At 68.4% G+C, this 19883-nt stretch carries 21 protein-coding genes; 11 read left to right on the top strand and 10 right to left on the bottom strand.

Annotation, left to right across the window (positions count from 1 at the left end):
- The first annotated feature begins 23 nt into the window (after positions 1-23).
- Genes AC07OZ_RS01020 through AC07OZ_RS01030 form a run of 3 tightly spaced genes read left to right on the top strand, consistent with a single transcriptional unit; the run spans position 24 to position 1431 of the window.
- Complete coding sequence (locus AC07OZ_RS01020; protein ID WP_495465325.1) at positions 24-419, top strand: hypothetical protein; 396 nt, start codon at positions 24-26, stop codon at positions 417-419.
- Positions 420-455: 36 nt separating this feature from the next.
- On the top strand, positions 456-908 hold the full coding sequence (locus tag AC07OZ_RS01025; RefSeq protein WP_495465326.1) for a hypothetical protein: 453 nt from the start codon (positions 456-458) through the stop codon (positions 906-908).
- A 31-nt stretch (positions 909-939) separates the two neighbouring features.
- Positions 940-1431, top strand: coding sequence for a hypothetical protein (locus AC07OZ_RS01030; RefSeq protein WP_495465327.1), 492 nt, complete (start codon positions 940-942; stop codon positions 1429-1431).
- A 54-nt stretch (positions 1432-1485) separates the two neighbouring features.
- Here AC07OZ_RS01030 and AC07OZ_RS01035 read toward each other — a convergent pair whose 3' ends face one another.
- Positions 1486-2019: an FKBP-type peptidyl-prolyl cis-trans isomerase gene (locus AC07OZ_RS01035; protein WP_495465328.1), complete on the bottom strand. Its 534-nt coding sequence runs from the start codon at positions 2017-2019 to the stop codon at positions 1486-1488.
- A gap of 134 nt (positions 2020-2153) precedes the next feature.
- On the opposite strand from AC07OZ_RS01035, the gene AC07OZ_RS01040 reads away from it, so the two are divergent.
- The 3 genes from AC07OZ_RS01040 to AC07OZ_RS01050 all read left to right on the top strand — a co-directional run bounded on the left by AC07OZ_RS01040 (position 2154) and on the right by AC07OZ_RS01050 (position 4201).
- A complete protein-coding gene (locus AC07OZ_RS01040; protein WP_495466468.1) occupies positions 2154-3281 on the top strand; it encodes a cupin domain-containing protein in 1128 nt (375 codons plus the stop codon).
- A 38-nt stretch (positions 3282-3319) separates the two neighbouring features.
- On the top strand, positions 3320-3844 hold the full coding sequence (locus tag AC07OZ_RS01045) for a hypothetical protein (protein ID WP_495465329.1): 525 nt from the start codon (positions 3320-3322) through the stop codon (positions 3842-3844).
- 156 nt (positions 3845-4000) lie between these two features.
- Positions 4001-4201, top strand: a complete 201-nt coding sequence (locus tag AC07OZ_RS01050; protein WP_331612821.1) for a hypothetical protein — start codon at positions 4001-4003, stop codon at positions 4199-4201.
- A 212-nt stretch (positions 4202-4413) separates the two neighbouring features.
- Here the strand turns inward: AC07OZ_RS01050 and bamC are convergent, their stop codons facing one another.
- The 7 genes from bamC to AC07OZ_RS01085 all read right to left on the bottom strand — a co-directional run bounded on the left by bamC (position 4414) and on the right by AC07OZ_RS01085 (position 11084).
- The gene (bamC, locus tag AC07OZ_RS01055) at positions 4414-5574 is read right to left on the bottom strand and encodes an NlpB/DapX family lipoprotein (RefSeq protein ID WP_495465330.1); all 1161 of its coding nucleotides are present in this window, start codon (positions 5572-5574) and stop codon (positions 4414-4416) included.
- Between the two features lie 83 nt (positions 5575-5657).
- Positions 5658-6539: a 4-hydroxy-tetrahydrodipicolinate synthase gene (gene dapA / locus AC07OZ_RS01060; protein ID WP_495465331.1), complete on the bottom strand. Its 882-nt coding sequence runs from the start codon at positions 6537-6539 to the stop codon at positions 5658-5660.
- 62 nt (positions 6540-6601) lie between these two features.
- Complete coding sequence (locus AC07OZ_RS01065; RefSeq protein ID WP_495466469.1) at positions 6602-7258, bottom strand: class I SAM-dependent methyltransferase; 657 nt, start codon at positions 7256-7258, stop codon at positions 6602-6604.
- A 2-nt stretch (positions 7259-7260) separates the two neighbouring features.
- A complete protein-coding gene (locus AC07OZ_RS01070; RefSeq protein ID WP_495465332.1) occupies positions 7261-8064 on the bottom strand; it encodes an SDR family oxidoreductase in 804 nt (267 codons plus the stop codon).
- 69 nt (positions 8065-8133) lie between these two features.
- Positions 8134-8265 (bottom strand): hypothetical protein, encoded by a 132-nt coding sequence (locus AC07OZ_RS01075; protein WP_495465333.1) that lies wholly within the window; start codon positions 8263-8265, stop codon positions 8134-8136.
- The gene (locus tag AC07OZ_RS01080; RefSeq protein ID WP_495465334.1) at positions 8262-9497 is read right to left on the bottom strand and encodes an MFS transporter; all 1236 of its coding nucleotides are present in this window, start codon (positions 9495-9497) and stop codon (positions 8262-8264) included. Before AC07OZ_RS01080 ends, AC07OZ_RS01075 begins: the two co-directional genes overlap by 4 nt.
- A gap of 114 nt (positions 9498-9611) precedes the next feature.
- Positions 9612-11084: an amidohydrolase family protein gene (locus AC07OZ_RS01085; RefSeq protein WP_495465335.1), complete on the bottom strand. Its 1473-nt coding sequence runs from the start codon at positions 11082-11084 to the stop codon at positions 9612-9614.
- A gap of 214 nt (positions 11085-11298) precedes the next feature.
- Here AC07OZ_RS01085 and AC07OZ_RS01090 point away from each other — a divergent pair, with 214 nt between their 5' ends.
- The 5 genes from AC07OZ_RS01090 to AC07OZ_RS01110 all read left to right on the top strand — a co-directional run bounded on the left by AC07OZ_RS01090 (position 11299) and on the right by AC07OZ_RS01110 (position 17823).
- The gene (locus AC07OZ_RS01090; RefSeq protein ID WP_495465336.1) at positions 11299-13299 is read left to right on the top strand and encodes a DNA topoisomerase IV subunit B; all 2001 of its coding nucleotides are present in this window, start codon (positions 11299-11301) and stop codon (positions 13297-13299) included.
- Positions 13300-13332: 33 nt separating this feature from the next.
- Positions 13333-13878 carry a GNAT family N-acetyltransferase gene (locus tag AC07OZ_RS01095; protein ID WP_495465337.1) on the top strand — a complete coding sequence of 182 codons (546 nt, stop codon included), beginning with the start codon at positions 13333-13335 and terminating at the stop codon, positions 13876-13878.
- Positions 13875-14603, top strand: coding sequence for a lytic transglycosylase domain-containing protein (locus tag AC07OZ_RS01100; RefSeq protein ID WP_495465338.1), 729 nt, complete (start codon positions 13875-13877; stop codon positions 14601-14603). The genes AC07OZ_RS01095 and AC07OZ_RS01100 overlap by 4 nt, the downstream gene beginning before the upstream one ends.
- Positions 14604-14725: 122 nt before the next feature.
- Positions 14726-17086, top strand: coding sequence for a DNA topoisomerase IV subunit A (gene parC / locus AC07OZ_RS01105; protein ID WP_495465339.1), 2361 nt, complete (start codon positions 14726-14728; stop codon positions 17084-17086).
- Between the two features lie 239 nt (positions 17087-17325).
- Entirely contained in the window at positions 17326-17823 is a 498-nt protein-coding gene (locus tag AC07OZ_RS01110; protein WP_495465340.1) for an FxDxF family PEP-CTERM protein, read from the top strand.
- A 70-nt stretch (positions 17824-17893) separates the two neighbouring features.
- On the opposite strand, the gene AC07OZ_RS01115 is transcribed toward AC07OZ_RS01110, so the two are convergent.
- Positions 17894-18205 (bottom strand): DUF3325 domain-containing protein, encoded by a 312-nt coding sequence (locus AC07OZ_RS01115; protein WP_495465341.1) that lies wholly within the window; start codon positions 18203-18205, stop codon positions 17894-17896.
- Complete coding sequence (locus AC07OZ_RS01120) at positions 18198-19883, bottom strand: PepSY-associated TM helix domain-containing protein (RefSeq protein ID WP_495465342.1); 1686 nt, start codon at positions 19881-19883, stop codon at positions 18198-18200. Before AC07OZ_RS01120 ends, AC07OZ_RS01115 begins: the two co-directional genes overlap by 8 nt.

The following is a 19883-nucleotide window of genomic DNA, read 5'->3' on the forward strand; positions in this document are numbered from 1 at the left end:
GTGAACGCCAGATGGGAGCGCTGATGGACGAGGATGAAGATTGGGGTGATGAAGCTGAATGGCTCTCGGTGGTGACCCTGGTGCGGCATGGCCTGGATCACTTGACGCCGGAGAGCTACGACGTCGGTTCAAGTCGCTTCGATCCTTTCGTTGTCGATCTGACGCTGCTCGACACCGCGGCATTGAGCCGCCAGGCGGGCCTGGCGTTTGGTCAGGACCTGAAGGCCGCCTTGGCCGACGACATTCCAGGCAACTGGTCCGTCCGCGTCTGGGTGCCTTGCAAGTCTCCATCCGGAACGGATGAACTCCTCGTCTGGCTGGAGGTCGACCGCTGGCGCGTGGCGGAATTTCGCGGCAAGAGGACCAGCCTGGCCTTCGAATCCAGCGAGGAGTTCCAGCGGGCGATCTGGGACCGTTGATCTCGCCACGAATCTTTGTCTTGAGGAAGCGGGGAGATGCGCATCAAGGTCCACTTGAAGGTGTTCGGCGCCATCGCGCTGGCGACCTACGTCGTTTTTGTTTTCATCACCGGGCCCGCCAGCAACCGGGAGACCCTCGGCACGTTCAGTTCTGAAGCCCGACAGCGTATCGAACGGGAGTTGTCCCTCCTCTGCGAGCAGCTCGCGCAGCCTCCCCTGGCGAAGTGCGGGCCCGTGGACTGGTCGGGGAAACATCGCTGGTTCGGGAGGGTGGCGCTGTCGACGCCGCTGGGCCGGCCTCCGGAGACCCTCATGGTCGAGTTCATCGACAGCCGCGGATGGCGGCGCTCACACAGCATGAATGATGAGATCCTTGAATATTGGCGAGACGACATGATGCTGTCTCTGCATTCCCCGATCGGTGGCGTCCGGGCCATCTCGGTGACGACGATGACGCCGGCGGCGCTCCGGGCGCGAGTGCAGCAATGAGGCCGCGGGCACAAGAAGGACGAGGCGGGCCATGATCGATCGGATGGACTACCTGGACGCGGCGGTCAATGGCGACGAGGAACTCGTCGACCGCTTGCTCCGTCAAGCCATCGAGGAGGGCCAGGTCTGGGCGCTCGTCGCGATGGCCCTGTCGCGCGCCAGTCGCGACGAGGATCCCGCGACGGTCGGACGACTCCTCGCCGAAGCCGAAGCGATCGCCCGCGACGACGACCGGGACACCCAGATCGAGTTCCTGAAAGCCTATGAGCTGATGATCGGCGACCAGTCCGTCCAGGACGCGATGCGCATGCGCTTCAAGCACATGATGGCCCTGGCCACGCATCAGCCCGATCCGCACTTCAGGCTCGAAGTCGCTCGGGGATATGGCTTCGGCATCGGTGAGGATCCACCGGACGCCGAGTCCGCGCGGCGCTGGTATGCCCTCGCGGCCGAAGCGGGCGATCCCCATGCCGAACCGGAACTCGCCTCGCTGGAGGCGCGATGGCGCCTGCTCGGCGACTAGACAGCAAAAAGCCCCGCATCGCGGGGCTTCCATGGATTCGGACTTCGGAAGAACTCAGTGGATCGGCTCGTCCGGTCCCGGACCGGCGGTGAGGCCGGTGGCAACGGTGAAACCCGAATCGCCCAGCGAACCGGCTTCCAACTCTTCCTCGGTGGCCTCGCGCACGTCGTGCACCGTCACGTGGATGCGCAGGCCGACACCCGCCAGCGGATGGTTGCCGTCCAGGACGACGTGCTCCGGATAGACCTCGGTCACGGTGTAGATGCGGTCGGCCGGCATGTCCGGCGTCGATGCGCCTTCGGGCAACCCTTCGAACTGCATGCCGGGGTCGACGTTCTCGGGGAAGACCTCGCGCGGCTCGAAGCAGACGAGGGCGCTGTCGTAGTCGCCGAACGCGTCCTCGGGCTCGAGCGCCACGCTGACCTCGTCGCCGGCGACCTTGTCGGCCAGCGCTTCCTCGACCTTCGTGAACAGGTCCTGGCCACCGTAGAAGAACTCCATCGGCGGGTCCAGCACCTCGACGGATTGGCCTTGGGCGTCCTCGAGTCTCCAAGTCAGGGAGACGACGCAGGGGGCAGTGATTTGCATCGTGCAATTCTCTCAGACAATGCGCGCCCATGAGCTCCAAGTCCAAGTCCCCCCAGACACCGCCGGCCCCACCGGCCCCACCGGCCGCACCGAAGCGCGCCCCGGCCGCGGCCGCCGCTGCCGGTTCCTCCGGCATCGACATCAACGCGAAGCTGCCGCTGCTCGGCGGCCTGAGTCCCGCCCAGTTCATGAAGCGCCACTGGCAGAAGCAGCCGCTGCTCGTGCGCCAGGCGCTGCCCGGCGTGGTGCCGCCGATCGATCGCGCCGGCCTGGCCCGCCTGGCGGCCAGCGACGAGGTGGAATCCCGCCTCGTGTCGCAGCAGGACGGCGACCGCTGGACGATGCGCCAGGGCCCGATCGCCAAGCTGCCCGCCTGGAGCAAGCCGCAATGGACGCTGCTGGTCCAAGGCCTGGACCTGCACGTCGAGCCCGCCCAGGCGCTGCTGAGCCGCTTTCGCTTCGTCCCTGAGGCCCGGCTGGACGACCTGATGCTGTCGTATGCCAGCGAGGGCGGCGGCGTCGGCCCGCACTTCGATTCCTACGACGTCTTCCTGATCCAGGTGAACGGCCGACGCCACTGGCGCATCGGCCGCCTGGGCGTGTCGACCACCGGCGCGCTGCGTGAGGACGTCCCGCTGAAGGTGCTGGCGGACTTCGAACCCGAACAGGAGTTCGTGCTCGAGCCCGGCGACATGCTCTACCTGCCGCCGGGTTGGGCGCACGACGGCGTGGCCGTCGGCGGCGATTGCATGACCGCCTCGGTGGGATTCCGCTCGCCGTGGCGAAGCGAGCTCGCCAACGAACTGCTCGTGCGTCTCACGGACGACGAGGAGGCCCCGCGTGGCGACCGGATGTACGTCGATCCCCGCCAGACCGCCACGGGCGAACCAGGGCGCATTCCCGACGCCTTGACGGCCTTCGCCCGCGAAGCGGTGCTCAGAGCCGCCTCGCAGCCGCTGGCGCTGGAGCGCGCGCTCGGTGAGGCGCTGACCGAACCCAAGCCCCGCGTCGTCTTCGAACCTGGCGAGGCATTGCCGCCGGGGCAGGGCGCACGGCTGAGCGCCCGCTCGCGAATGATGTACGACGCCGCGCATGTCTTCATCAACGGACAATCCTTCCGGGCCGGCGGACGCGATGCGACGCTGATGCGCCGGATGGCGGACTGCCGTGCGTTGTCCGCGGCCGAGGTTGCCAGGCTGAGTGACGGCGCACGCGACTTGCTGGACCAATGGACCGAGGACGGCTGGGTGCTGCCCGCCTGACCGATCCGCATCGCCCACGCCATCGTCAGGAGCACGACATGTCGCCGGAAATCACCCCCGCCCCCGACCTCCAGCCTGGACTCGTGGAATCCCCCGCGGAAGTCCGGCAAATGCTGCGGCAAGCGCTGCAGTTGGCGGCGGAGCAGGGTGGACGCGAGTTGTGCTGGCTGGACCCGGACTTCGCCGACTGGCCGCTGTCCGAGTCCGGCTTGCTGGACGCGCTGCATCGATGGGCGCTGCCCCACCGCAAGTTGCGTCTGCTGGCGAGCCATGACTACGAGACGCTGCGGCGCGTCCATCCTCGTTTCGTCCAGTGGCGCCAGACGCATGACCATGTGGTCCAGGCGCGCGCCTACGATCCGGCCGACCTCGCCGAGCGCAGCACACCCGCTCCCATGGGCCTCCTGCTGGCACCCGGATTGCTGACGATGAAGCTGTGGACACCGGCGAGGGCCTCACTGTCGCTGCGTGACGCCCGCGAAGAGGCCATGGCTGGTGAGTGGTTTGATGCTATTGAGCAACGGTCTGCCGACTCGTTCGCCAGCAGCACCCTAGGCTTGTAAGGAGATTACAAACTGGTGGCTATAATCATTGGCTAGGCGAGGGAAGCGCTCGAGGTTTCTCACGTCTTGGTCTGCTGAAGTTGTACTTGTCATCTGGTACGACTTCATTAATTACCGGTAATTGATTGTTCGTCTAAAAGTTACTTGAGGACAAGTATGAAAAAGTCGATCCTGTTGGCCTCCCTGCTGGCCGTTGTTGCCCTGACCGCTTGCGGCAAGAAGGAAGAAGCTGTCGCTCCCGTGGCGACCCCGGCTCCGGAAGCTTCGGCTCCCGCCGTTGAAGCCTCGGCCCCGGCCGTGGAAGCTTCGGCTGCCGCTTCCGACGCTGCTGCGCCTGCTTCGGCCGCCAGCAACTAAGACGATCACTCGTCCAGAAAAAGCCGCAAGGGTTCGCCCTTGCGGCTTTTTCTTTGCCTCGCACTGGTATTAGAGTGGAGTTTGCCGAGCCGCTCCGCAGCGAATGTGCGCGAGGGCGTGCGTCGAATGCGCCCCAATGAAAAACGCCACCCGAAGGTGGCGTTTTGATTTGCGCAAACTGATGGCGTACGGTGGTCCGCCATCGAGAGAGATCAGCGCACGTCTTCCATCAGCAGTTGCAGGATGCGCTTGGCCATTTCGTTGGTCTGCTGCTGACCCTTGTCGTCCAGGATCATGACGGTCGAGGTCGTGCCCTCGGTCTTGACCGACACGCGATAGCGCACCGCGGTGGACGCGCTGGTCGCGCCGAACAGGCGCTGGAAGAAGTTGGGCTCTTCCTTGCCGGCCTGGTTCGGATCGGCGTAGCGCAGGAAGAACAGGCCCTGCTTGCGGTCCCGGTCCTCGATCGTGAAGCCATGGCGATCCAGCGACTGGCCGACACGGCGCCAGGCGCGGTCGAAGTCCTCGTTGATCTTCAGCTGATCCGGCACGTCGGCCAGCGAACGCGGCGCGTTGCCACGCGGCGCCTCGGCGAACGAGGGCGCCGGCTGCTGCGCGTTGGCGACCATCGTCTTGGCGTCCTCTTCCTTGCCGCCGAGCTTGAGCATCAGGCGCGAGGTCATCTCGGCTTCCAGCTCCGGATCGGACGGGCGGGGCTGCCAACCGGTCTCGTCGCGCTGCGAGTTCGTGTAGACCTCGATCAGGCCGCGGTGCGTGACGTAGATGTCGGTGCCGCCCTGGTCGTTGCGTTCCAGGCGGGTGCGGTAACGGTCGCGCTCACCGGTGGAATACAGCGAGTCCAGCAGCGACCCCAGCGTCTTGCGGATGAAGTCCTGCGGCAGCTTGGCCTTGTTCTCGGCCCAGTTGGTTTCCATCAGGCCGACGTTCTGGTCCTCGGACTCGATCGTGAAGCCACGGTCCTGCCAGAAGCCCTTGATCTGCGGCCAGAGCTGCTCCGGCGGCAGCGCGCTGTGCAGCCAGCGGGAGTTGCCCAGGCGACGGAATTCGACGGTGCCGGCCTTGTCCAGCGCGACCGGCGCGCCGGCGGTGGCGACTGCCTGGCGCTGGGCGTTCGGCTGCGCGGCCAGCTGCGCGGCGCTGATCGGGCCGGTGGGGCGGTTTTCCTTGGGCAACTGCGTCAGGTCCGGCGGCACGTCCAGGCCGGTGGTCTGCTTGGCCTGGGTGCGGTAGTCGACCTTGTCGCTGCTGGTGATGCTCTCGAACGTGCTGCACGCCGTCAGCGAGGCCAGCGCCATCAGGCAGGCCACGCGCACCGGAGTGGGCGCGCCGGATTCAGAAAGGGAACGAGTCACGCTGGAGATCTCCGAGGTAGGTCGCTGCGGCCCGCGGCCGCTGAAGGAAAAAGGTGCGGCCGGCGCGCGCCGGCCGGGGGTGATTAGAGCAGGCCGGCTTCACGCAGGGCGCCCTCGACCAGATCCTGGCCGGCGGGCGTCAGCGGCGTCAGCGGCAGGCGCAGGTTGTTGGGGCAGCGGCCCAGCTTGTTCAACGCCCACTTGGTCGGCGCGGGGCTGGGCTCGCAGAACAGCTGCTTGTGCAGGCCCAGCAGCTGGAAGTGCAGGGCCGTGGCTTCGCGCACGCGTCCTTCGATGGCGGCCGTGCACATCTCGTGCATCGCCTTCGGGGCGACGTTGGCGGTGACGCTGACGTGTCCGCGTCCGCCCAGCAGCATCAGCGCGATGGCGGTGCCGTCGTCGCCGGAGTAGATGCCGAAGTGCTTCGGCGCGTTCTTGATCAGCCAGGCGGCGCGCTCGATGTTGCCGGTGGCTTCCTTGACGCCGAACACGCCGGGCAGCGACGCGCAGCGCAGGGCCGTTTCCGGCGCCATGTCCGCCACGGTCCGGCCGGGCACGTTGTACAGCATCATCGGGATGTCGACCGCTTCCGCGATCGCCTTGAAGTGCTGGTAGATGCCTTCCTGCGAGGGCTTGTTGTAGTAGGGGACGACCGACAGCGTGGCGTCGGCGCCGACCTGCTTGGCGAAGCGGCTCAGCTCGATGGCCTCGGCGGTGGCGTTGGCGCCGGTGCCGGCGAGGACCGGCTTGCGGCCCTTGACGTGCTCGACCGCGACGCGGATGACTTCGCGGTTCTCTTCCATCGTGACCGTCGGGGACTCGCCCGTGGTGCCGACGACGCCGATGACGTCCGTGCCCTGGTCGATGTGCCAGTCGATCAGGCTGCGCAGCCCATCGAAGTCGATGCGGCCGTCTTCATGCATCGGCGTGACCAGCGCGACGATGCTGCCAACAATTGCGTTCATTGAGGATTCCTCTGGATCGGCGGATTCTACTGAAGCGCCGGGGCGCTTCCGGGCTTGCGCGCTCAGCGCAGCCGGTATCTCGGGTAGACCCCAGGCGGCGCACCCGCGTCGCCGCCAGCGCCGTCAGGCCGGTTCTCCCGAACGGCAGCAACGCGTTGCACATACCGGCCGTTGACGACCCCGTCCCCAGGGACGGGGGATTCCGCCTCGATGAAGCCGTCCTCGTAGGCGATCACGCGCAGGCCACCCACGGCCTCGAGCAGTTCGCCAGGGCGCAGCAGGAAGTCCGGACGCGCCGGCCGGCCGACCGTCTGCTGTCCGTCGGTAAAGGTCTCGTAAATCAGCCAGCCGCCCGGCGCGACGGCCTCGACGACACGCGGCAGCAGCGGCCGCCACAGGTAGTTGGTGACCAGCACGACGTCGAAGGCGCGCCCCGCCAGCGGCCACGGACCCTGCTCGATGTCGGCCTCGATCAGTTCGACCCGGCCGGAGAGCCCGGCGAGCGTCGCCAGCGCCGCCGCGTCCCGGTCGACGCCCGTGACGGCCAGGCCTTCGCCCGCCAGCAGTTTCAGATGGCGGCCCGAGCCGCAGGCGAGGTCGAGCGCCGTGATGCCGTCGCGGTCCCGCCAGGCCTGCGCCCAGCGCAGCACCCAGTCGCTGGGGAAGGCGGCGCTGGCGGCTGGCGCGCCGGAAAAGGGGGTGCCGGGGAAAGAAGACATGCTCATGCGGGTCGTTGTTCCTTCTTGAGGGCCTTCATCGCCATCCGGTCGACCATCGCCGGCGCCAGCAGCTTGAGCCAGCGGCCCAGCTTGCCCTTGGCGGTCATGACGATGTCGCGCTCGCGCGCCAGCGTGCCGTCGAGGATCAGTCTGGCGCACTCCTGGACCGGCATCGCGCCGCGTTCGTCGAGGCTGCTCAGCCCCGAGGCGTGCCCCTGCGCGTTGAAGCCGCGGTAGCGGATCTGTGTGTCGACGACGCCGGGATACGCGATGGTCACGCTGACCCCGCTGGCGGCGACTTCGGTGCGCAGCGCCTCGAAGAAGCCGGTCATCGCGAACTTGCTGGCGCTGTAGGCGGTGCGGCCCGGGATGCCCAGCAGCCCGGCCAGGCTCGAGACCGCGACGATGCGCCCCTTGCTGGCCTTGAGCGCCGGCAGCGCCGCCTGCGTGCACCAGGCCGAGCCCCACAGGTTGATCTGCATCAGGCGCTGGTACCAGGCGAGGTCCTTGACCTGGTCGAAGAGCGCGTGCGCCGACATGCCGGCGTTGTTGACCAGCACGTCGATCGCGCCGAAGGCGCCCAGCGTCGTGCGCACGAGCTCCTGGCAGTCTTCCTGCGACTCGACGTCGCAGCGTTGCACGCGAGTGTGGGCGCCGAGCGCCTCGCACTCCGCCGCCACCTTCTCGAGCTTGTCGACGCTGCGCGCCGCCAGCACGAGCGAGAGCTTGGCGCCTTCGCGCCGCGCCCATTGACGCGCCAGCTCGGCGCCGATGCCGTCGGAGGCGCCGGTGATGATCACGACCATGTTGTCTCCGTTGTCGTTGCGCTCGTGGCGCCTGTTGTATCCGTCGTCAGATCGAAACCCGGAATCAGATCAGAAGCAGGCCCAGATCGCGTCGCCCAGCTGCTGCATCAGCGAGGGCTGCGTGTAGGTCAGGAAGACCGCCGCCAGCACGCCGCAAGCGGCGAGCCACGCCACGATCCGCCAGAGCCCGCGGTGCTTCATGCTGCGGCCGGCACCGCGCGCCGCGGGATCGCGGTCTCGCGCACCGGCAGGTTGGCCAGCATCGCCATCACGCCCAGCGCGATGGCCAGGTACCAGACGACGTCGTAGGACCCTGTCGCGTCGTAGAGCTTGCCGCCCAGCCACACGCCCAGGAAGCTGCCGATCTGGTGGCTGAAGAACACGAAGCCGCCCAACATCGACATGTGCTGCACGCCGAAGATCTGCGCCACGATCGCGTTGGTCGGCGGCACGGTGGACAGCCACAGCACGCCCATCACGGCCGCGAAGACGTAGACGCTCGCGGGCGTCAGCGGCACGTTCAGGAAGACGATGATCGCGATGGACCGCAGCAGGTAGATGCCCGACAGCAGATAGCGTTTGGGCAGCTTCTGGCCCAGCGTGCCCGCGGCGTAGGTGCCGAAGACGTTGAACAGGCCGATCAGCGCCAGCGCGTTGGTGGCGACCTGCGGCGTCAGGCCGTGGTCCTTCAGGTAGCTCGGCATGTGGACGCCGATGAACACGACCTGGAAGCCGCAGACGAAGTAGCCCAGCATCAGCAGCTGGAAGCTGCGGTAGCCGAAGGCCTCGCGCAGCGCCTGGCCGATGCTCTGGTGGTGGGCGCCGTGCGCGGCGTCCCGGGCCGGCTCGCGCAGGCCGAAGGCCAGCGGAATGATCAGGCAGGCGGCGATCGCCAGCACGAACAGCGCGTTCTGCCAGCCGTTGTAGCCGATCAGCCAGTTCTCGACCGGCACCATCAGGAACTGCCCGAACGAGCCCGCTGCCGCGGCCACCCCCATCGCCCAGGAGCGCTTCTCCGCGGAGACGTTGCGGCTGATCACCCCGTAGATGACCGCATAGGTGGTGCCCGACTGGGCCAGCCCGATCAGCACGCCGGCGCTGCCGAGGAAACCGGCGGTGGAGGTCGACACCGCCATCAGCGCCAGGCCCGCGGCGTAGAGGAGGGCGCCGACGATCAGCACCCTCAAGGCGCCGAAGCGGTCGGCCAGCATGCCGGCGAACGGACCGGCCGCGCCCCAGGCGATGTTCTGCACGGCCAGTGCGAGCGAGAAGGCTTCGCGGGTCCAGCCCCGGTCCATCGTGACCGGCGTCAGCCACAGGCCGAAGCCGTGCCGGATGCCCATCGACAGCGTGACGATCGCGGCGCCGCAGATCAGCACCTGCCGCATGGACAACGTGCGGGGGGAGGAGGGGGGAATCGGCATCGCGCTCATCCGGTCAATGTAATGGCTTCATGCGCGATCCGCTGACGCCTGGATGACTTGCGGACGTCAGTCTCCCTCCGAAGGGCGATCGACCGGCCCATCAACCGACGACCCGACGGGCGATCAGGCGCGTGCCGTCGAGGACTGGCGCGCGCTCGTCTTCGTGCCCTTGGCGGGCTTGCCCGCCGGCTTGGCCTTGGTGCCGGACGACTTCTTGGTGGACTTCGCGCTGGACTTCTTGCCGGAGGCCTTCTTCTCGGCGCCGGCGGCAGAGTTCAAGGCGTTGTTTTCTTCGCCCGCGGTTGCGGCGACGTCCTCAAGCTGCGTCAGCACGCGGCCCTGCTTGATGCGCAGGATCGGCTTGTCCAGGGTGTCCAGGTCTTCGAGCGGGTTGCCGATCAGCACCAGGAAGCTGGCCTCGCAGCCGGGCTGGAAGCAGCCGAGCTTGCGCTGCGGGAAGAGCGCCTTGGGCGTCTCGACCGTGGCCAGGCGCAGCAGCGCGGCCTTGTCGAGCACGCCCAACTGGTCGAGGTGGTGCACCTCGTTCAGCGCGTTGCCGGTGAACAGGTCGGAACCGACCAGCAGCCGCGCGCCGGCGGCCTTCAGCCGCTCCAGGTTCTGCTTCTGCACGGCCTCGATGCGCGCCAGCAGTTCCGGCGCCGGCTGGAACAATCGCGTCGCCACGGTCGCGGTGACGATGCCGATCTTCTTTTCGGCGGCCAGCGCCGCGACGTCCGGCGGGATCAGGTGGGTTTCGGGCTCCTCGCCGTGCTGCGGGAAGTAGCCCGGCAGCTCGGCGATGAAGTCGGCGCCGGCGCGCACCGCGGCGGCGAAGTCGGCGGCGCTCTCGATGTGGACCACGACACGGCGCTGCTCCGCCTGCGCGCGGCGGACCACCTCGGCCACGACCTCGGGCGTCACGCCCAGCCGGCCGCGCTGCTCGGGCACCTGGCGCAGCTCGGGCCGGTCGTGGTAGCTCATGATGACCTTCACGAGGTCGCTGTGGCGGCCGGCGATCAGCGGCCACTTCTGGCCGACCTGCTCAGGCGTGTCCATGACCAGCACCGCCTTGTCGACGATCTGGTCCAGCGCCATCGGCGGCGTGCCGGACTGCAGCATCGCCAGCGGCTGGCCATCGGACGAGGTGATGCAGGCGGTGGCGAACAGGACGTCCGGCGCCTCCGGCTGCGAGATGCGCGCGCGGATCGGCTCGATCGCGGCCGGGTCGGCGCACAGCATCGCCGCGTAGAACACGCCGTCGCGCAGGTAGTCCTGACCGAACTTGTCCAGGCCCCAGGCGCTCTGCAGGTTGTGGTTGTGCGCGTCGGCGAGCGGCGCCACCAGGGTCTGGCCGCGCAGTTCCAGCAGGCGGTTCACCTTGCGCGGGCGCTTCTCGACGAAGCGGCCGTCCTCGACGTAGAGCGTGCCGCTCTGCAGCTTCTCGCCGTCGAACCAGCGGGCGTGGCGCAGCTCCATCGCCATCTCCGGGCTGGCCTTGTAGTTGTCGGCCTGGGCCGCACCCGCTCCGAGGAGGGAGAGCAGTGTCAGGACGAGCGGGGCCAGCAGCGGGCGGGGGGAGCGGGGCAGGGGCGACATCGGGCCGGTCGGTCGGGTGCGTGCGGACAAGCGGCGGATGCTACGACAGCGCTCCCATGCCTTCGGGGCTCGATCGGTAACCGGACGTGCGGGAGCGCGTGTGCCGTGCGGCATGCGCGCGAAGGCCTGCCCATGGGGGTGGAAACCCCCATGGGAACGACCCGTGCCGGCAGGCGTCCGGAAGCGTCGCCGACGCTGCATAGAATCCCGCCCCATGGCAACCAAAGCAGTCACTTCCACCGGCAGCGCGCCGGGCAGCTACGGCGAAGGCTCGATCCGCGTCCTCAAGGGACTGGAGCCCGTCAAGCAGCGCCCGGGCATGTACACCCGCACCGACAACCCCCTGCACGTCATCCAGGAGGTGATCGACAACGCGGCCGACGAGGCGCTGGCCGGTCACGGCAAGCGCATCGCCGTCATCCAGCACACCGACGGTTCGATCACCATCGAGGACGACGGCCGCGGCATTCCCTATGGCCTGCATCCCGAGGAAGGCGTGCCGGTCGTCGAGATCGTCTTCACCCGGCTGCACGCCGGCGGCAAGTTCGACAAGGGCTCGGGCGGCGCCTACAGCTTCTCGGGCGGCCTGCACGGCGTGGGCGTGTCGGTGACCAACGCGCTGGCCAAGCGGCTGCAGGTGACGGTCTACCGCGAGGGCAACGTCGCGACGCTGGCCTTCTCCGGCGGCGACGTCATCGAGCCGGTCGCCACGCGCAAGGCCGACCTCAAGACGGGCGACCGCAAGCAGGGCACGACGGTGCGCGTCTGGCCCGACGGCAAGTACTTCGAGAGCGCCGACCTGCCCAAGGGCGAGCTGGTGCACCTGCTGCGCTCCAAGGCCGTGCTGATGCCCGGCGTCACGGTGACGCTGACGCAGGAGAAGACCGGCGAGACGCAGACCTGGACCTACAAGGGCGGCCTGCGCGACTACCTGATGCAGGCGCTGCCGGCCGATCCGCTGATCCCGCTGTTCGAGGGCGAGCAGTTCGCGACCGCCTCCGAAAGCGAGAACTTCGCCGAGGGCGAGGGCGCCAGCTGGTGCGTGGCCTTCACCGAGGAGGGCCAGGTCATGCGCGAAAGCTACGTGAACCTGATCCCGACCGTGGCGGGCGGCACGCACGAGTCCGGGTTGAAGGACGGCCTGTTCGGCGCGATCAAGGGCTTCATCGAGATGCACGCCCTCGCGCCCAAGGGCGTGAAGCTGATGGCGGAAGACGTGTTCTCGCGCGCCAGCTTCGTGCTGTCGGCCAAGGTGCTGGATCCGCAGTTCCAGGGCCAGACCAAGGAGCGGCTGAACTCGCGCGATGCGCTGCGGCTGGTGTCCGCCTTCGTGAAGCCGGCGCTGGAGCTGTGGCTCAACCAGCACGTCGAGCACGGCAAGAAGCTGGCCGAACTCGTCATCAAGCAGGCGCAGACGCGCCAGCGCGCGGCGCAGAAGGTCGAGAAGCGCAAGAGCTCCGGCGTCGCCGTGCTGCCCGGCAAGCTGACCGACTGCGAGAGCACCGACCTGCTGCACAACGAGCTGTTCCTGGTCGAGGGCGACTCCGCCGGCGGCTCCGCCAAGCTGGGCCGCGACAAGGAGACCCAGGCCATCCTGCCGCTGCGCGGCAAGGTGCTCAACGCCTGGGAGGTCGAGCGCGACCGGCTGTTCGCCAACAACGAGATCCACGACATCTCGGTGGCCATCGGCGTCGACCCGCACGGCAAGAACGACGAGCCGGACCTGTCCGGCCTGCGCTACGGGAAGATCTGCATCCTGTCGGACGCGGACGTCGACGGCGCCCACATCCAGGTGCTGCTGCTGACGCTGTTCTTCCGCCATTTCCCCAAGCTGATCGCCACCGGCCACGTCTACGTGGCGCGGCCGCCGCTGTTCCGCGTGGATGCGCCGGCGCGCGGCAAGAAGCCCGCGGCCAAGCTCTACGCGCTGGACGAGGGCGAGCAGACCGCCATCCTCGACAAGCTGCGCAAGGAAGGCGCGCGCGAAGGCAGCTGGAGCATCAGCCGCTTCAAGGGCCTGGGCGAGATGAACGCCGAGCAGCTCTGGGACACCACGTTGAATCCGGAGACGCGCCGCCTGCTGCAGGTGCAGTACGGCGAGCTCGACTTCGGCGACACCGAGGGCGCCATCAACAAGCTGATGGGCAAGGGCGAAGCGGCTGCGCGTCGCGAGTTGATGGAGTTGCACGGCGACTCCATCGAAGTCGACGTCTGAGCCGCTCCAGCGTCTTCAACCCCGGACCCCGCCATGCTCGACCACCGCGTCACGCTCCGACCCACGATGCTGTCCGACCTGGACTTCGTCGTGGGCGTGGAGCAGGACGCGGGCAACCGCCCCTTCATCACGCCGTGGGAGCGCACGCAGCACGAGGGCGCCGTCCGGTTCCCGGACGCGCGGCATTTCATCGTGGAACTGGACGCCGAGCGCGCCGGCTTCGTGATCCTGCAGGGCTGCCGCAACCCCAACCGCTCGATGGAGCTCAAGCGCATCGTGCTCGGTCCGAAGGGGCAGGGTGTCGGACGCCTGTGCGTGCGGCTGCTCAAGAAGATGGCGTTCACGCAACTGGGTGCGCACCGCTTCTGGTTGGACGTGAAGGGCCGCAACACGCGGGCGCAGTCGCTGTACCGCAGCGAGGGCTACGTCGAGGAAGGCCGCCTGCGCGAATGCGTGCGGGTCGAGCCGATGCCCGATGCCGGCGGCGTGATGGACGAGGGGTTCGACGACCTGATCGTGATGTCGCTGCTCAAGCGCGAATACGAGGCGCGCGCCGCGCAGGGGCTGGAGGTGGCATGAGCCACGGCCGTTCCACGTCAAGCGGACGCGGGTCGCGCAAGCGGCTGGCGCTGAGCATCGCGGTGGCCTTTGCCGCCAAGATGTCGCCGGCGCATGCGGAGCTGTGGGGCTACGTGGACGCCGACGGCATCGCGCATTTCGCGCCGGTGCAGGTGGACAGCCGCTTCCAGCCGGTAATGTCGCCGCTGAGCGGCATCCGGCGCGTGCCGGGCAAGACCGACCACGGCCAGCGCATGCTGACGTGGCTGGACATCGCGCCCGAGGTCAAGGCCGTGCAACCGTATCTGCGCGAAGCGGCGGCGGCGACCGGCATCGACGCGGAGCTGCTGAAGGCGATCATCGCGGTCGAATCCGGCTTCAAGCCCGATGCGGTGTCGCCCCGCGGCGCGACCGGCCTGATGCAGATCACCGCGGTGACCGCGCAGCGCTATGCGACGCCGGAAGAACTGCGGCGCGTCGGCTACCTCCAGGACCCGCGCACCAACGTGCTGATCGGCGCGCGGATGCTGGCGGATCTGACGCGGCGCTTCGGCCGCCTCGACGCGGCGCTGGCGGCGTGGAATGCCGGCGAGGGCGCGGTGCGGCGCGCCGGCGGACACATGCCCGACATCGACGAAACGCAGGCTCACGTCCACCTAGTGCTGGAGCTCTACTGGGCGCTGCTGCAGCGCAGCCTCGGCAGCCGGGCCAGGCAATTGACGATGGTGGCGGCGCCGCTCGAATGAGCAGTCGCGGCGGCCGGCGCTTCTGACGAGGCGGATTCCGAAGCATCAGATTCCCGAGAACGTTCCCAGGAGCGTTCCTCAAGACATTCGCAAGAAGTTTCGAACGACCGGCGCAGGCCGGCATGAGAGAGATGACCCAAGAGACCTTTGATTTCGAGAACCCGAACGGCGCTGGCGGCCCGGGCGGACAGTCCCCGTCCGGCGACGCGCTGACGCTGGCGCAGTACGCGCAGCAGGCCTACCTGGAGTACGCGCTGTCGGTGGTGAAGGGCCGTGCGCTGCCGTCCTACAGCGACGGCCAGAAGCCGGTGCAGCGCCGCATCCTGTTCACGATGGAGCGGCTCGGCCTGGGCTTCACCGGCACGACGGGCGCCAAGGCGGTCAAGAGCGCCCGCGTGGTCGGCGAGGTGCTCGGCAAGTACCACCCGCACGGCGACCAGGCCGCGTACGACGCGATGGTGCGCATGGCGCAGGACTTCAGCCAGCGCTACCCGCTGGTCGACGGCCAAGGCAATTTCGGCAGCCGCGACGGCGACAACGCTGCCGCGATGCGCTACACGGAAGCGCGCCTGTCGGCCTACTCGCGCCTGCTGCTGGACGAGCTCGACCAGGGCACGGTCGACTTCCAGCCCAACTACGACGGCTCCGAGAGCGAGCCGCGCGAGCTGCCGGCGCGGCTGCCCTTCGTGCTGCTGAACGGCGCCTCCGGCATCGCGGTCGGCATGGCGACCGAGATCCCCAGCCACAACCTGCGCGAGGTCGCCGAGGCGGCGGTGCTGCTGCTCAAGCGCCCCGACGCCAGCGACGACGAACTCTTCAGCGCGATCAAGGGACCGGACTATCCGGGCGGCGGCCAGCTGATCAGCTCGGCGGACGAGATCCGTGCGGCCTACAGTACCGGCCGCGGCAGCCTGAAGGTGCGCGCGCGCTGGAAGATCGAGGACCTCGCCCGCGGCCAGTGGCAACTGGTCGTCACCGAGCTGCCGCAAGGCGTCAGCACGGCCAAGGTGCTCGAGGAGATCGAGGAGCTCACCAACCCCAAGGTCAAGACCGGCAAGAAGACGGTGACGCCGGAGCAGCTGCAGCTCAAGGGCGCGATGCTGGCGGTGCTGGACAAGGCCCGCGACGAGTCCAACAAGGACGCGCCGGTGCGCCTGGTCTTCGAGCCCAAGAGCCGCACGGTCGACCAGCAGGACTTCATCAACACGCTGCTCGCGCAGACGAGCCTGGAGACGACGGCGCCGCTGAACATGACCATGGTCGGCGACGACGGCCGGCCGACGCAGAAGACGCTGCGCAAGATCCTGACCGAGTGGAACGGCTTCCGCCTGAATACCGTGACCCGGCGGACCCAGCATCGCCTGGACAAGGTCCTAGAGCGCATCCACATCCTGGAGGGTCGCCACAAGATCCTGCTGCACATCGACGAGGTCATCGCGCTCATCCGCAACTCGGACGAGCCCAAGCCGGCGCTGATCGAGCGTTTCTCGCTCAGCGACCGTCAGGCCGAGGACATCCTGGAAATCCGCCTGCGTCAACTGGCGCGGCTGGAGTTCATCAAGATCGAGCAGCAACTGAAGGAACTGCGCGAGGAAGCCGGCAAGCTCGAGGAGATCCTGTCCAACCCGTCGGTGCTGCGCCGCACCGTGGTCAAGGAAATCGAGGCCGATGCCAAGCAGTACGGCGACGACCGCCGCACCGAGATCAAGGAAGACAAGCGCGCGGTGGCCGAGGTGCGCATCGTCGACGAGCCGGTGACCGTGGTCGTCAGCCTGAAGGGCTGGGTGCGCGCGCTCAAGGGCCACGAGGTGGATCCGGCGGCGCTGGCGTTCAAGTCGGGCGACTCGCTGTACGGCGTGTTCCCGTGCCGCAGCGTCGATCCGCTGGTGGTGCTGGGGACCAACGGCCGGGCGTACTCGGTGCCGGTCTCGGCGCTGCCGGGCGGCCGCGGTGACGGCCAGCCGATCACCACGCTGATCGAGCTGGAGTCGGGCACCCAGATCGCGCACTACTACGCTGCCGCGGCGACGCAGAAGCTGCTGCTGGCGGGAACGGGCGGCTTCGGCCTGGTGGCCGAGGTCGGCGACCTGGTCGGCCGCCAGAAGGCGGGCAAGAGCTTCCTGAGCCTGGAAGGCGAGGAGCGCCCGCTGCCGCCGTCGGTGGTGCCGGCCGGCGAAGTGGCGGGTGTGCAGGTCGCCTGCCTGTCCATGACCGGCCGCCTGCTGACCTTCGCGATCGACGAGCTGAAGCATCAGCCCAAGGGCGGTCGCGGCCTGACGCTGATCGACCTGGACGCGAAGGATGCCCTGGTCAGCATCGCCGCCTTCACCACCGTGCTGATAGTCAGCGGCACGGTCCGCGGCGGCAAGGCGAAGGAGGAGCCGCTGCGCAACGCGGCGCTCTCGGCCTATGCCGGCAAGCGCGCGAAGAAGGGCAAACCCTGCGACGTGATGACGAAGCCGATGCGCGTCACGGCGGGCTGATCGCGCGCCGTCACGGCGTTCACTGCTTGATCGTCAGCCCGATGGCCGTTCGATCGTCGGCGTGCCTGGAGCAGGCATGACAGGGACAACGACAAGGGACAAAACCTGTCCCTTGTCCCCTGCGCATGTGACGCCTCAGTGACGCACTGCAACAAAAGTCGCTGGTTTGTCCAGGACACGAACTCATGCTGCAGTGCAAACTTCGTCACGAATCAACTCGACTGACGGGATCGGCAGCCATGAAATTGAAGTCTCTCGTGCTGGCGCTTGGCGCCGCGCTGCTCGCCGGTGCCGCAGGCGCCGCCACCCTGGATCCGGTGTTCGTCACGCCGACCGTGACCCCGAGCGGCAACAGCTTCTCGGACGTCGTCCTCGGATCCTTCACCCTGACCCAGGCCTCGGACGTCACCGGCTCGGTGCTGGCGGCGACCACCATCAGCTTCGGCAACGGCTTCACTGTGCCGCTGCAGTCGGTGAGCTTCAGCTTCGCGGGCCTGAACGGCCTGACCGATCTGGATGCGAGCGCCACCGGCTTCCATTACGCCAACCTGGCCGCCGGCACGTATCAGCTGCTCGCCAGCGGCACGCTGAGTGGTGCCGGCTTCGGCGGCGCGGTCTTCTCGACGACGGTCAACGTCGCCGCGGCGGCGGCCGTCCCCGAACCCGCCACCTACGCGCTGATGCTTGCCGGCATCGCCGGTATCGGTGTCGTGGCGCGTCGTCGCCGCCACGACTGATCGGGGGCCCGGCCGCTCGAAGCGGCCATGCCTGTCCGGCCGCTCACGCGGCCGTTTCTCTTTCGGCCGCTCAACTCGGCCACAGTGCCTTCAGCCATCGCGGGCGCCACGACAGTGTGGCCGCGATGGCCGCTGCCGCGCCTGCGAGCAGCATCAGCCACACGAGCGCGGCCATCGACGGGTGATCCGCCTTCAGGCACAGGCCCAGCGAAAGCGCCAGCGCCAGCACGCCTGCCGCGCGGAGATTCCGGGCGGTGGCCGCTGTCGGCGCCTCTTCGCCGTGGACCTGCTCCCAGTGGGTGTCCATGGCCAACGCCAGCCAGCCGAAGCCCAGCACGGCGTTCGCGGCGGCGGCGCTCAGCAGAATCACGGGCTCAGCCATGACGAGCCCCTGCGGTCTTGAGGGCGGACGGCGAGGCAGGCTCTGCCGAGACTGAGTGCCTGGCCCGTCGAGCGAGCTTGCCGGCGGCGAAGAGTGCGATCAACGATGTCGCGATCAGGCTGAGGTCCACACCGGCCACCGGCCAGTAGCCCGCGGACAGCGTCTTTCCGAGGTGATCGCCCGTCGTGACCGCGTTCGCGACCACCGCCGTCGCCGCGCCCGCGGCGATCACCCAGCATTGCTCGCGCCAGGCCGGATTCATCTTCGCCCGCGCGACCGCGCCGCCCCGGACGAAGGCATGCACCATCGTCAGCGCCCACGCGCTCCAGAAGACGTTGCGCTCCCACTCGCCCTTGTCGGCGAGCGACTCCGGCAGCAGGCGGTTGGCGATCAGCATGGCCATCGTCGCGACCAGCATGCCGGTCACGGTCGTCACCGCCAGCGCATCGACGATGCGGCTGCCTTGTCCGCCCGCCTTCGCGTGCTGCTGCTTGCGCTTCTCGACGAAGAACAGGAAGCCCGTCGCGATGCACACGCAGCCCAGCAGTCCGCCCAGCACGTACAGCCAGCGCAGCAGCCAGTGCCGGAAGTGCTGCAGGTGCAGCCCGGTGAGGAACTCGTTGACGCTGTCGACGGCGGTGCGCGGGGGATCCTCGCGCAGCAGCTCGCCGGTGGTCGCCTTGAAGTGGATGCCTTCGCCGGTCAGCGCGACGCGGTCGGTGCCGGCGCGATACACGCTCACATAGGCGTTGGCGTCGCCGACGTGCTGCAGGTTGACGAAGCCGACATCGCCCGCCATGCCCTTGGCCGCCCAGCGCCGCTGCGCCTCGGCCACCATCGCGTCCACCGAGGCCAACGGCGCGGCGACGCCGGCGCGCTCGTGCGGCAGACCGGTTTCCTGCGCCTCCACGCGCTCGTGCAGGTCGTGCAGGTCATGCAGCTGCGTGTGCGCGACCGGGAAGTAGATGCCCGCGAAGATCACCAGTCCCGTGAACGCGAAGAAGAAGTGGAAGGGCAGCGCCACCACGCCGGTGAGGTTGTGCAGGTCCAGCGCACTGCGCTGCACGGTCTTGTTGCGGCGGAAGGTGAAGAACTCGCGGAAGATCTTGCGGTGCATCACCACGCCGCTGACCAGCGCCGCCAGCATCATCAGCGCCGAGAAACCGACGATCCAGTAGCCCAGGTCCTTCCACGTGAGGTGCAGGCTGTAGTGCAGCGGATAGAAGAACTCGCTGCCGATGCGCAACTGGCCCTGCGGCAGCACCGCGCCGCTGCGCGGATCGAGCGCATGGACGGCGAAGACGGTCTCGTCCGGGTCCTTGGCGTTCGGCACCTTGTAGCCGGCGAACACCGACACCACCGGATCGCGGTGCGTCGTGTACGCGCCCCAGCTGTTCACGACGTCGAAGCGCTCGGGCAGCGGCCCGTTGACGCGGCCCTCGAGCAGCGCGACGGCCTCCTTGGCCGGCTGCATCTTCTCGAAAGCGGGCTTCAGGATCTGGTCGAACGACGGCATGGGCTGCGGCTCGAAGCGCGAGGACGGAATCGCCCAGCGGTCGATCTCGCGGTCGAAGACCGAGAGTGAGCCGAAGAAGAACACCACCATCAGCACGAAGCCCAGCACCAGGCCGAACCAGGTGTGCAGCCAGGCCATCGAGAGCCGGAAATTCTGGAACAC

This window comes from Roseateles sp. GW821-FHT09G03, assembly GCF_059416045.1.

Bases quoted from the DNA above. Each gene is read 5' to 3' on its own strand.
- AC07OZ_RS01100 (WP_495465338.1), top strand. From the start codon at position 13,875: ATGAGCCACGGCCGTTCCACGTCAAGCGGACGCGGGTCGCGCAAGCGG.
- AC07OZ_RS01030 (WP_495465327.1), top strand. From the start codon at position 940: ATGATCGATCGGATGGACTACCTGGACGCGGCGGTCAATGGCGACGAG.
- AC07OZ_RS01115 (WP_495465341.1), bottom strand. From the start codon at position 18,205: ATGGCTGAGCCCGTGATTCTGCTGAGCGCCGCCGCCGCGAACGCCGTG.
- AC07OZ_RS01075 (WP_495465333.1), bottom strand. From the start codon at position 8,265: ATGAAGCACCGCGGGCTCTGGCGGATCGTGGCGTGGCTCGCCGCTTGC.
- AC07OZ_RS01070 (WP_495465332.1), bottom strand. From the start codon at position 8,064: ATGGTCGTGATCATCACCGGCGCCTCCGACGGCATCGGCGCCGAGCTG.
- AC07OZ_RS01085 (WP_495465335.1), bottom strand. From the start codon at position 11,084: ATGTCGCCCCTGCCCCGCTCCCCCCGCCCGCTGCTGGCCCCGCTCGTC.
- dapA (WP_495465331.1), bottom strand. From the start codon at position 6,539: ATGAACGCAATTGTTGGCAGCATCGTCGCGCTGGTCACGCCGATGCAT.
- AC07OZ_RS01020 (WP_495465325.1), top strand. From the start codon at position 24: ATGGACGAGGATGAAGATTGGGGTGATGAAGCTGAATGGCTCTCGGTG.
- AC07OZ_RS01095 (WP_495465337.1), top strand. From the start codon at position 13,333: ATGCTCGACCACCGCGTCACGCTCCGACCCACGATGCTGTCCGACCTG.
- AC07OZ_RS01025 (WP_495465326.1), top strand. From the start codon at position 456: ATGCGCATCAAGGTCCACTTGAAGGTGTTCGGCGCCATCGCGCTGGCG.
- AC07OZ_RS01050 (WP_331612821.1), top strand. From the start codon at position 4,001: ATGAAAAAGTCGATCCTGTTGGCCTCCCTGCTGGCCGTTGTTGCCCTG.
- AC07OZ_RS01045 (WP_495465329.1), top strand. From the start codon at position 3,320: ATGTCGCCGGAAATCACCCCCGCCCCCGACCTCCAGCCTGGACTCGTG.
- parC (WP_495465339.1), top strand. From the start codon at position 14,726: ATGAGAGAGATGACCCAAGAGACCTTTGATTTCGAGAACCCGAACGGC.
- AC07OZ_RS01090 (WP_495465336.1), top strand. From the start codon at position 11,299: ATGGCAACCAAAGCAGTCACTTCCACCGGCAGCGCGCCGGGCAGCTAC.
- AC07OZ_RS01035 (WP_495465328.1), bottom strand. From the start codon at position 2,019: ATGCAAATCACTGCCCCCTGCGTCGTCTCCCTGACTTGGAGACTCGAG.
- AC07OZ_RS01110 (WP_495465340.1), top strand. From the start codon at position 17,326: ATGAAATTGAAGTCTCTCGTGCTGGCGCTTGGCGCCGCGCTGCTCGCC.
- AC07OZ_RS01080 (WP_495465334.1), bottom strand. From the start codon at position 9,497: ATGAGCGCGATGCCGATTCCCCCCTCCTCCCCCCGCACGTTGTCCATG.
- AC07OZ_RS01065 (WP_495466469.1), bottom strand. From the start codon at position 7,258: ATGTCTTCTTTCCCCGGCACCCCCTTTTCCGGCGCGCCAGCCGCCAGC.